We start from the raw sequence: 10998 nt of genomic DNA on the forward strand, positions 1-10998 counted from the left end.
TAAAAACCGCTATTGGTATAAGTTTAACAATACTTATTCACGGGAATGGATAGAAAATAAAAAAATTAATTTACATTTGCCTATCAATAAAACACAATCCTCTAAAATATCCTTATGAAGTTTGAACAACGCCATATTGGCATTTCCTCAACAGAGCACGATGCTCTTCTCAAAGAAATAAAAGTACAAAGCCTCGACCAGCTCATATCGGAAACGGTACCTTCAAAATTAATTAATCGCAATGGTCTTCAAGTGGGCGAACCTATGTCAGAACAAGAATATCTTCTCCACATCAAGGAATTAGGTAAGAAAAATAAACCATTCAAATCGTATATCGGAATGGGGTATTATGATACCATCACCCCTTCTGTCATACTGAGAAATATTTTTGAAAATCCAGGATGGTACACGCAATACACGCCTTATCAGGCAGAAATTTCACAGGGCAGGTTAGAATCTCTTCTTAATTATCAGACCATGATTAGTGATTTGACTGGTATGCCTATAGCGAATGCTTCTTTGCTCGATGAATCTACCGCAGCAGCAGAAGCCATGTATATGTTTTATAATGCTAAGAATAAATCTGAGGTTATAGCCAATAAGTTCTTAGTGGATAATTCAGTGTTTCCTCAAACCAAGGCTGTGCTAAAAACGAAGGCAGAGCATTTGGGAATAGAAATCATAGAACAATGCGTATATCAAACAGAGTTTGATGCTTCCTATTTTGGGGTTTTGATTCAGAACCCAGCTATGGATGGCTTTATAGAGGATTTCTCGAAGAAAATAGCTGCACTCAAGTCTCAAGGAATCTATACAGCCATGATTTGCGATATCATGTCTCTCGTTTTGGTCAAATCTCCTGGCGAAATGGGGGCAGACTGCGCCGTAGGAAGCTCACAGCGATTTGGAGTACCTATAGGATATGGTGGCCCTTACGCTGCCTTTTTCGCTACTACTGATGAGTTTAAGCGAAATATTCCAGGTAGAATTATAGGGGTGTCTAAGGATAGAAGAGGAAAAAATGCACTGCGTATGGCATTGCAAACTCGAGAGCAGCATATTCGTAGAGAAAAAGCAACATCTAATATTTGTACTGCCCAAGCCTTGTTGGCTAATATGGCAGCTATGTATGCCGTCTATCACGGTCCTGAAAATCTTAAAGCAATTGCATCTGATATTCATTCGAAAGCTGTTTGGATAAAAAATGCCATAACAGAAATGGGAATTGATACTTCTCATTTGGGACAGTTCTTTGATACCATACGTTTTGATATCTCCGATACACAAAAACTAAAATCAATAGCCGAAGCGAACGAGATAAACTTTTTCTACAGCAACAACACGATAGGAATCACTATCAATGAAAATACGAGCAAAGCAGACTGTGAAAAAATTATCGAAGTTTTCAGTACATTTACTGGCAAGAAATCAACCGCTAAATTTCAATTAGCCTCTATATCGAAAGAATACTTGCGTTCGAGTAAAATATTGACCCATCCTATATTTAATAGTCATCATACAGAGACGAAAATGATGCGATATATCAAGAGTTTGGAAGATAAAGATTTGTCACTGACTAAATCGATGATACCGCTCGGTAGCTGCACCATGAAGTTGAATGCTGCGACAGAACTCATGCCATTGAGTTGGGAATATTTTAGCTCAATTCATCCATTTGCTCCGCTTGAACAAGCGGCTGGATATATCGAAATGCTAACTACATTAGAAAAAGATTTAGCGCACATCACAGGATTTGCTGCTACTTCACTACAACCAAACTCTGGTGCCCAAGGTGAATATGCTGGACTTATGGTCATAAGAGAATATCAAAAATCCATAGGACAAGGGCACCGAAATATATGCATTATTCCTAGTTCGGCTCATGGCACTAACCCAGCTAGTGCGGTTTTAGCAGGTTTAGAAGTCGTTGTCTCCCCTGCTGATGAAAATGGAAATATAAATTTAGATGATCTTCGAGCGAAGGCTGCACAATACAAAGATAGCTTGTGTGCACTTATGGTTACCTATCCTTCTACACATGGCATATTTGAAGATAGTATCATGGAAGTTTGTAAAATAATTCATGAACACGGAGGTCAAGTGTATATGGACGGAGCAAATATGAATGCGCAAGTAGGCATTACCAGTCCTGGGTTTATCGGTGCAGATGTTTGTCATTTGAATCTTCATAAGACTTTTGCTATCCCACATGGTGGAGGAGGTCCAGGCGTAGGTCCTATTTGTGTAGCTAGTCATTTGGCTCCATTTCTACCTACACATCCGCTAGTCAAAACAGGTGGCGAAAAAGCCACTCAGACTATATCAGCAGCACCTTATGGCTCCGCTAGTATTTGTTTGATTTCCTATGCATACATCAAAATGCTAGGCTCTGAAGGGTTAAGACAAGCAACGGAATACGCAATACTCAATGCGAATTATATCAAAACCAAGCTAGAAAAGCACTATCAAATACTCTACACAGGTGAGAATGGAAGAGTAGCGCATGAGCTCATAGTTGATTTCAGACCATTCAAACACACGTTAGGCGTAGAAGTAGAAGATGTAGCTAAGCGATTGATGGACTATGGCATTCATGCGCCTACCGTTTCCTTCCCTGTTGCTGGAACGCTTATGATAGAGCCTACAGAAAGTGAAGATAAAAAAGAATTAGATAGATTGATAGATGCCTTGATAGCTATTAGAGGTGAAATAGCAGAAATAGAGAAAGGAACCTATCCAAAAGATAACAATCCGCTCAAAAATGCTCCCCATACGGCTGAAGAAGCACTTTGTGGAGAGTGGACCTTCCCGTATAGCCGCGAACTCGCATTGTATCCAGTAGAAAGTTCTAAGAACGGAAAATTCTGGGTCAGCGTGAGCCGAGTGGACAACAGCTATGGCGATAGGAATCTAGTGTGTAGTTGTTTGCCAATTGAGAATTATATATAATTTATTAGATAGCTGAGTAAAATTTTAATACCATGCCTAAAATAAGCAAAAAAGGTGAATTGATGCCACCGAGCCCGATTAGAAAGCTCGTTCCTTATGCAACTGAAGCAAAAAAAAGAGGCACAAAAGTCATTCACCTCAATATAGGCCAGCCAGATATTGAGACACCGCAAGTAGTTCGTGATGCTATCAAAAATTTTGATTATAAAGTATTGTCGTATCTGAATAGCGAGGGTAGTGAGAAGTACCGTGTAAAACTAGTAGATTACTATAAGTCGGTAGGTGCAGACATTACTGCCTCTGAAATTATAGAAACGACAGGCGGCAGTGAAGCTTTACTTTTTGGCTTTATGGCTACGATGGATCCCGATGATGAAATCATCATACCTGAACCGTTTTATGCTAATTATAACGGATTCGCCACCGCAGGAAATATTAAGGTTGTTCCCATAACATCCTCCATTGAAACTGGTTTCGCTCTACCTAGTATTGACGAGTTTGAAAAGAAGATAACCACTAAAACCAAAGCTATACTTATCTGTAATCCCAATAATCCAACAGGTTATTTATATTCTAATGAAGAATTGGAACAGTTAAAGGATATCGTATTGAAGCATGATTTGTTTTTATTTGCGGATGAGGTATATAGAGAATTTGTATATGATGGCAAAGTACATACTTCTATTTTATCTATGCCAGAGCTGGCACAGAATGCTATAGTAGTAGATAGTATATCCAAGCGTTATTCTGCCTGTGGAGCTAGATTGGGGGCATTGATTACAAAAAATAAAGATGTACTAGCGACAGTTCTAAAATTTGCGCAAGCTAGATTGAGTAGCCCTACCTACAGCGAAGTAGCAGCAGAAGCAGCCTTAGATACCCCCTCTTCCTATTTTGAAGGAGTGAATAAAGAATATATCGCTAGAAGAAATTTACTAGTAGAATTACTCAATAAAATAGAAGGCGTCAAATGCCCTATGCCAGGTGGGGCTTTCTATGCTATGGCTCAATTACCGGTAAAAGATACCGACCATTTCTGTCAATGGATGTTGGAAAAATTTTCGCACAATGGTTCTACTGTGATGATGGCGCCAGCTGCTGGATTTTACGCCACGAAGGAACTAGGGAAGTCGGAAGTCAGAATCGCCTATGTATTAGAATTGAGTGAAATCAAAGAAGCCGTCGAGTGCTTAGAGAAAGGATTGGAAGAGTATAGGAAATTGATGTGATAATACGATAATTTGAAAATGAAACAATTTGAAAATTTTGAAAAATCAAAATGTGAAGATGGTATAAAAAACTCCTTTATATATAGAGGCAACAAATATCCCATGCAGGAATCACATACTATAATTATTGATTAAATCCTAATGAAAAGAGCATTGTTTGTATTGATTATTTGTTTATTCAATTTGTCATTTTATGCTCAATGTGCTATGTGCAAAGCTGGTGCTGAGCAATCTTTAGAAAGAGGTTCTACGGCTGTGAATTGGATAAATTATGCCATAATATTTCTAATGAGTGTCCCGATGGTATTGCTTTTCAGCCTTTATATGTTATATAAATATAATAGTAAGAAAAATAAAGAAAAGCTATAGCTAAAAGCGACCTTAAAATGAAAAGCCCTCTTTTGGAGGGCCTTTTGTACACCGTAGGGGAATCGAACCCCTGTTGCAAGAATGAAAATCTTGAGTCCTAACCCCTAGACGAACGGTGCTTCTGCAAAATTGCGAGTGCAAAGATAATATTTAATTTTTTATATGCAAGACTTTATTCTTGGATTTTTTTCCAAAGTATCATCGCTATTAATAGATAAAGAATATTGGGTAACCAAGCTGCCGTCATTACTCCCAAACTGGCTTTGAGAGCGAAGGAGTCTGAAAATTTGGCGATGATTTCATAAACAGAACCTAATGCTAATCCAAGCATCAAATGCATGCCTATACCTCCTCGAACCTTCTTAGAAGCAAGAATGACCCCAACTACAGTCAATAAAATAATCCCAAAACATTTTGATGTGCGCTTATGGTACTCTATCTCATACAGCTTTGCATCCGAACCTTGCTGCTTTAGCTGATTTATAAGCTGTTTTAACTCGTTTCGATTCAATTCTTGAATATGAGTCCAACGCTTGATAAGCAATGATGGATCCAAATTAATCGGGTATTTTTTTGAATCTAGAATGTCAATTTTTTCCTTGCCATTCGGAAATGTTCTTATAAAAAGCTTTTCAAACGTCCAAATTTTGCTTAAAGTGTCATAAACAGCCTTATCAGCCATTACTTTTTCTAATAATTGACTATTTACAATTTTTTCTAAAGTAACATTATACGCAGTTTTAGCCAGATTATCATAAACCCTTAAGTAGAAAAAGGTAGAATCATTTAACCGTTTATGAATATGTGCCTCTGAAGACTGTGATTGATAAGCGATATACTTGTTTTCAAAAGCTAATCTTTTTACATCGGAATATGGTATAATATAGTTAATTGCAAACCAAAAGAAAATAGCTAAAATTGTACTTGTTAAAATATATGGATACAATAGTCTAGTAAAACTCATACCACTGTTAAACATAGCTATGATCTCAGACCTACTAGACAATCGTGATGTAAAATAAATTACAGTAATAAAAACAAAGTATGGTCCCAATAAGCCAATTAAGTACGGGATAAAATAGATATAATATCCCATAAATACTTGATGGAATGTAAGGTCATATTGAACGAATTTATTCATTTTCTCCCCTAAATCTATAGTCATAGCGACAGATACAATGAGCAAGAGTGCGAAAATAAATCCTCCAAAAAATTGTTTTATTATATATCGATCAACAGTTTTAATCATGGCTTATAGATAGCTACAAATGTACATAATAATTTCCTTTTGTTTGACTGTCTCACAAAAATTTATGGTGTCTTACGATAAATATTGATGATATGGATATAGAATTTATAAAATATTAAAAGGATATGTATATTTGTGAAAATATCAAAGCGATGCAAATTCATTCGATCGATGCAGGATTGTTTAAGCTAGATGGCGGTGCCATGTTTGGCGTAGTGCCAAAGACCATGTGGTCTAAACTCAATCCACCTGACAATAATAATCTTTGCACCTGGGCTATGCGCTGCTTGCTCATAGAACGTGATAATAAATTAATACTGATAGATACTGGTATGGGTACTAAGCAAGATGATAAATTTCGCTCGCATTTCCATCCGCATGGTGATGGAGATTTGGTAAAATCAATTCAAAGCAAAGGATATGCTATTGAGGATATTACCGACGTTGTTTTGACTCATTTACATTTCGATCATTGTGGTGGTGCAATTTATCGCGATGGCGACAAATTGCTTCCGCAGTTTAGAAACGCGCGCTATTGGAGTCATGAAACTCATTGGGACTGGGCTTTGACTCCTAATGATAGAGAGAAAGCTTCGTTTTTAAAAGAAAATATCTTACCGATTCAAGAACATGGGCAATTATCTTTCTTAGAGGCTGATAGTTTCAGTCATTGGGGCATTCAGTTCGATTTTGTCTATGGTCATACGGAAGCTATGACGATTCCTTATATTGATTATAATGGCAAGACGATCGTATTCGCAGCGGACCTCATGCCATCATCCTACCATATTCCTATGCCTTATGTTATGGCTTATGATATACGACCATTAGATACCCTGAATGAACGAGAAAAACTTTATCAAAATGTACTTGAAAAAAATGCATTCATTTTCTTTGAACATGATCCAGAAAACGAATTAGGAAGTTTGAAAAAAAATGAACACGGTCGAATTGTACTAGACCAGTTAATCAAAATTTCTGATTTATAATTTATATATATGAAGTCTCTCCATGAATGGCTGGCAGAATACGGCGAAAGCCACCAAAATAGAACGAACATTATTATACATAAGCTTTGTGTTCCGCTTATCTTTATCAGCATATATTTTATGCTATTTGCTATTCCTTTTCCTCTAGCTAAATCTATGTACTTAAATTGGGCAAATGTGGTTTATGTACTGGCTCTTGTTTTTTATTTTAAATTGAATATGAAAGTGGGAATTGGTTTTTTAATCTTCGGTTTTTGTCTAGCTTTTTTTGCATTTTTAGCTTGGCTAATGTGGTTCTATACTTCTTCCCCAGCCATGTTCCGTTATTCCTTCATCATATTTGTCTTGGCATGGATAGGGCAATTTATCGGACATAAAATCGAAGGTAAAAAACCATCTTTTTTGAAAGATTTACAGTTTCTATTGATAGGACCGATATGGGTAGTGTATCCGAAGCGTTAGGCAAACAAGTATTTACTTATTTATGTAGGATTTTTCAAACTAGCAATATCCATTGCCACCACTTTTCTATCCTCTTCGTTTTGTATCTGTGAAAGTGAATTTTGAAGCAGTTGAAAATATTTTTGAAAGTTTTCTTGATCTTTCATTTTCATATAGACCCTTGCCAGACATTCGTAGCCATAGCTCAAGTCAAAGTCCTTTAGGTTATGCTCCGTGGTCAATTCGTAGCAAAGTTTTGCATGGAACAATGCTTCCTCCAAATGGTTGAAATGAACATAAACACGGCTGCATATCCACTCGCCTCGTTGGAAATTGATAGGCTGTCCACATTGGTACCAATGCCAGGTAGAAGTATGCGCTAGACGGATAGCTTCTAACTCTTCTTCTTTGGAAGGTTTTTCCTTATCCAATATTTTCCAGATAGCATTGAAATTCTGGATAGCTAGATTCTTGTGTTCTTCGATTTTTATCATTTCGACAACTTTTAAAAATTAAAGGCTGCGATAGCTAAATTCATATGGTCTTTATGCCACTGAATGCTTGAAACATCTTCTTTTTTTATCCACTTTATTTCGGAAGTTTCGCTAGACTCTTGAAAGTTTCCATCGATAATTTCGCCACAATATAAAATATGATAAGAAGTCACATATTCTTCTGAAGATTTAGGTAGGCGACAAAATACATCCACAACCTTTAATACATTTACTCGAAGATTTAATTCTTCCAAAATTTCTCTTTGAATGCAATCTATAGCTGTTTCACCAATTTCTGCCCACCCACCAGGCAATTCCCAAAGCCCATCGTCTTTTCTTTTCGCAATTAAAATATTGTCTTCCTCCATAATAGCTATATTCACACCTACTTTAGGAGTAATAAAATCTATTTTTTTAAATTGATTAGAAGCGTGCTTTTCAATATCTCCTACTTGAGTATAGGCTAATTCTACAAGGTCAAGAACTTTCTGATAACGGTCTTTATCATAGGAGTTTTTGGTATAAAACAATCCATTTCTACTTATAGCAGAAAGATTTTCTAAAAATGCTAGGAAATCATTTGATTTCAACGTACTTACTTATAAAGCCATTTTTTCCTGAATCGAATTCAGGTGAATATTTTTATACCCTTCTATGATGCCAAAATCTAAACCATCGATGACAACATTTTTACCCTTGACTTCCCCTAATTTAGAACAAGTCAAATTCATAGTGCTACAGAATTTTTCTAGCTCGGATGCCTTACTCGCCTCTATAGAGACGATAGCCCTGCCTTGTGCTTCACCGAATAAGAATGCATCTTTTCGAATGCTAGTATCAGTCGCTATTTCAAACCCCAGGTCAGAAACATAAGCTGATTCAAGAAGTGAAGTCACTAAGCCGCCATCTGCGACATCATGACAGGAAGCTAAAAGACCTTTACGAATCAATTGATAAATAGTTTTTTGCAATAATTTTTCTTCTTCCATGTTGAAATATGGTGCAGGACTTTCTTTGACACCGATGACATTAGCTAAATATTCGCTACCAGCCAAATCATTTTGAGATTTTCCGAGTAAATAAATGATATGTCCTTCTTTGCTAAATCCAAGACCTGTTTTGAGAATCAAATCCTCCATTCGACCTACCATACCTATCGTAGGTGTTGGGAATACGGGACCTTTTTCATTTTGATTATAAAAACTGACATTCCCACCAGTTACGGGAGTGTTATGTGCACGACAGGCTTCACCCATCCCTTTGATAGCTTCTACAAACTGCCAGTAAACTTCTGGCTTTTGAGGATTTCCAAAGTTTAAACAATTGGTAATAGCTAATGGCTCACCTCCACTACAAACTATGTTTCTGGCAGCTTCCGACACTGCTATCATGGCACCCTGAAATGGATCATTATGGACATAGCGCGCATTGCAATCTACGGTAGATACGATAGCTTTATTGGTGCCTACGATTCGAGTAACTGCTGCATCTGATGGCGCATTGGTATTCGTATTATTCACACCTACCATACTATCATATTGGTTGTAAACCCAGCGCTTCGATGCAATATTTGGTTGTGCAGTTAACTCTTTTAATGCCTTGATATAATCCTTAGGCTCTTCTATTTTGGCTAAATCAAATTTTTTATATTCTGAGAAATATGCTGGTTCTGAGTATGGTCTATCATTTTGTGGTGCACCACCTCCCAGCACTAATTCAAATGCGGGAATCTGCGCCACCAATTCATTATTCATATAATAATTGAGAATTCCGTCTCCTGTCACCTCTCCTATTTGCACACAATTTAAATCCCACTTTTCAAATATATCCAAAGCTGCTTGCTCCTTTCCTTTTTCCAAAACCACAAGCATTCGCTCTTGACTTTCGGAAAGCAAAATTTCAAAAGGCTGCATATTTTTTTGTCTAGTGGGTACTTTATCGAGCCAGATATTCATTCCTACCTCACCTTTAGCACTCATTTCAGAGGTAGAACAGGTAATTCCGGCAGCTCCCATATCTTGCATTCCCACTATGGCTCCTGTCTTAGCTAGTTCTAAACTAGCCTCCAGAAGTAATTTCTCCTGAAACGGATCCCCTACCTGCACTGCTGGCAAATCTGCTGCACTGTCTTCGGATATATCTTTCGAAGCAAATGAAGCACCACCTATACCGTCTTTTCCCGTATCTGATCCTACTATGAACACAGGATTTCCAACACCCTTGGCAGTAGCAGAGATGATATGATTGACGTCGATAATACCTACTGACATTGCATTTACTAGTGGATTACCTTCGTATGCCGAGTCAAAAAAGGTCTCTCCTGCAACTGTAGGCACACCGAAACAATTTCCATAATCTCCAATTCCCTTCACTACACCTGAAAGTAGCCACTTCGTTTTAGAATCATTCAAGTCTCCAAATCGCAAAGAGTTCAGAGCTGCTACAGGTCTTGCGCCCATAGTAAATATATCCCTGTGAATGCCGCCTACACCAGTAGCTGCTCCTTGATAGGGTTCTATCGCCGAAGGGTGATTGTGACTCTCTATTTTAAACACACAGCCTATACCTCCTCCAATATCTACTACGCCTGCATTTTCTTCTCCAGCCTTTACTAGCATATTTTCGCCTTCACGTGGCAGTGTTTTTAGCCATTTGATAGAATTCTTATAACTACAATGCTCACTCCACATCACAGAAAAGATGCAGAGTTCAGTAAAATTAGGTTCTCTACCTAGTTTTTCAGCAATTGAATGAATTTCTTCTATCGTCAATCCAAGTTTGGTTCCTGAGTCAATGGTTTCGGGGGCTAATGACATGATTTAGTGATAAATTGAAAGTATAAAGTTGAAAGTATAATTTAATTCAATTTGCCTTGAATAAAAATATTCTATTTAAAGGGCAAAGTTAAAAAGAAAAAGGCAAGTTATTGACGGAACATTTGCCCAAAGGTATATGTGTAGTGGAAAACTTTTTGTCAATCGATTAAGGTTTCATAGCGCATGGTTCAAACCATACGCTATGAAAAATATGGCTATAATTATACTAATTAATAAAACTACAGTTTACTGAGCCATCATTTTAGCCTGTCTGCTAATAGTCTCCGTCTGGAAGTCAAGATAGTAAGTACCCTTAGCTAGCTGAAGCTGATTCATGTCTATCAAATTCTCGCCTGGTAATAATCTATGTCTCTGATGGAAAACTTCTCTACCTGATAAATCATAAATATACATATTAACTTCTTCGGACTTATCACTTGTGTATTGAATAGTTATCTTATC

9 protein-coding genes and 1 tRNA gene are annotated in these 10998 nt (G+C 37.2%); 4 read left to right on the forward strand and 6 right to left on the reverse strand.

Translation table 11 applies throughout. The features are described from left to right. Positions 1 to 114 precede the first annotated feature (114 nt). Together gcvP and JNL75_12130 are read left to right on the forward strand one after the other, a co-directional pair. A complete protein-coding gene (gene gcvP, locus JNL75_12125; GenBank protein ID MBL7790567.1) occupies positions 115 to 2949 on the forward strand; it encodes an aminomethyl-transferring glycine dehydrogenase in 2835 nt (944 codons plus the stop codon). Positions 2950 to 2981: 32 nt separating this feature from the next. Next, on the forward strand, positions 2982 to 4178 hold the full coding sequence (locus JNL75_12130) for a pyridoxal phosphate-dependent aminotransferase (GenBank protein ID MBL7790568.1): 1197 nt from the start codon (positions 2982 to 2984) through the stop codon (positions 4176 to 4178). 416 nt (positions 4179 to 4594) lie between these two features. On the opposite strand, the gene JNL75_12135 is transcribed toward JNL75_12130, so the two are convergent. Both JNL75_12135 and JNL75_12140 read right to left on the reverse strand, forming a co-directional pair. Beyond that, positions 4595 to 4666 (reverse strand) — tRNA-Glu (locus tag JNL75_12135). Positions 4667 to 4719: 53 nt separating this feature from the next. Then, positions 4720 to 5796 carry an LptF/LptG family permease gene (locus JNL75_12140; protein MBL7790569.1) on the reverse strand — a complete coding sequence of 359 codons (1077 nt, stop codon included), beginning with the start codon at positions 5794 to 5796 and terminating at the stop codon, positions 4720 to 4722. A gap of 152 nt (positions 5797 to 5948) precedes the next feature. On the opposite strand from JNL75_12140, the gene JNL75_12145 reads away from it, so the two are divergent. Together JNL75_12145 and JNL75_12150 are read left to right on the forward strand one after the other, a co-directional pair. Beyond that, positions 5949 to 6785: an MBL fold metallo-hydrolase gene (locus JNL75_12145; protein MBL7790570.1), complete on the forward strand. Its 837-nt coding sequence runs from the start codon at positions 5949 to 5951 to the stop codon at positions 6783 to 6785. A 9-nt stretch (positions 6786 to 6794) separates the two neighbouring features. Beyond that, positions 6795 to 7247, forward strand: a complete 453-nt coding sequence (locus tag JNL75_12150; protein MBL7790571.1) for a DUF962 domain-containing protein — start codon at positions 6795 to 6797, stop codon at positions 7245 to 7247. Positions 7248 to 7267: 20 nt separating this feature from the next. Here the strand turns inward: JNL75_12150 and JNL75_12155 are convergent, their stop codons facing one another. The 4 genes from JNL75_12155 to JNL75_12170 all read right to left on the reverse strand — a co-directional run. Beyond that, complete coding sequence (locus JNL75_12155; GenBank protein MBL7790572.1) at positions 7268 to 7720, reverse strand: hypothetical protein; 453 nt, start codon at positions 7718 to 7720, stop codon at positions 7268 to 7270. A gap of 11 nt (positions 7721 to 7731) precedes the next feature. Beyond that, positions 7732 to 8310 carry an NUDIX hydrolase N-terminal domain-containing protein gene (locus tag JNL75_12160; GenBank protein ID MBL7790573.1) on the reverse strand — a complete coding sequence of 193 codons (579 nt, stop codon included), beginning with the start codon at positions 8308 to 8310 and terminating at the stop codon, positions 7732 to 7734. A 9-nt stretch (positions 8311 to 8319) separates the two neighbouring features. After that, positions 8320 to 10536 (reverse strand): phosphoribosylformylglycinamidine synthase subunit PurL, encoded by a 2217-nt coding sequence (gene purL, locus JNL75_12165; protein ID MBL7790574.1) that lies wholly within the window; start codon positions 10534 to 10536, stop codon positions 8320 to 8322. A gap of 246 nt (positions 10537 to 10782) precedes the next feature. After that, positions 10783 to 10998 (reverse strand): T9SS type A sorting domain-containing protein (locus tag JNL75_12170; protein MBL7790575.1); only part of this gene is annotated, 216 nt, incomplete at its 5' end.

This window comes from Chitinophagales bacterium, assembly GCA_016787225.1.
Lineage (GTDB): Bacteria > Bacteroidota > Bacteroidia > Chitinophagales > JADJOU01 > CHPMRC01.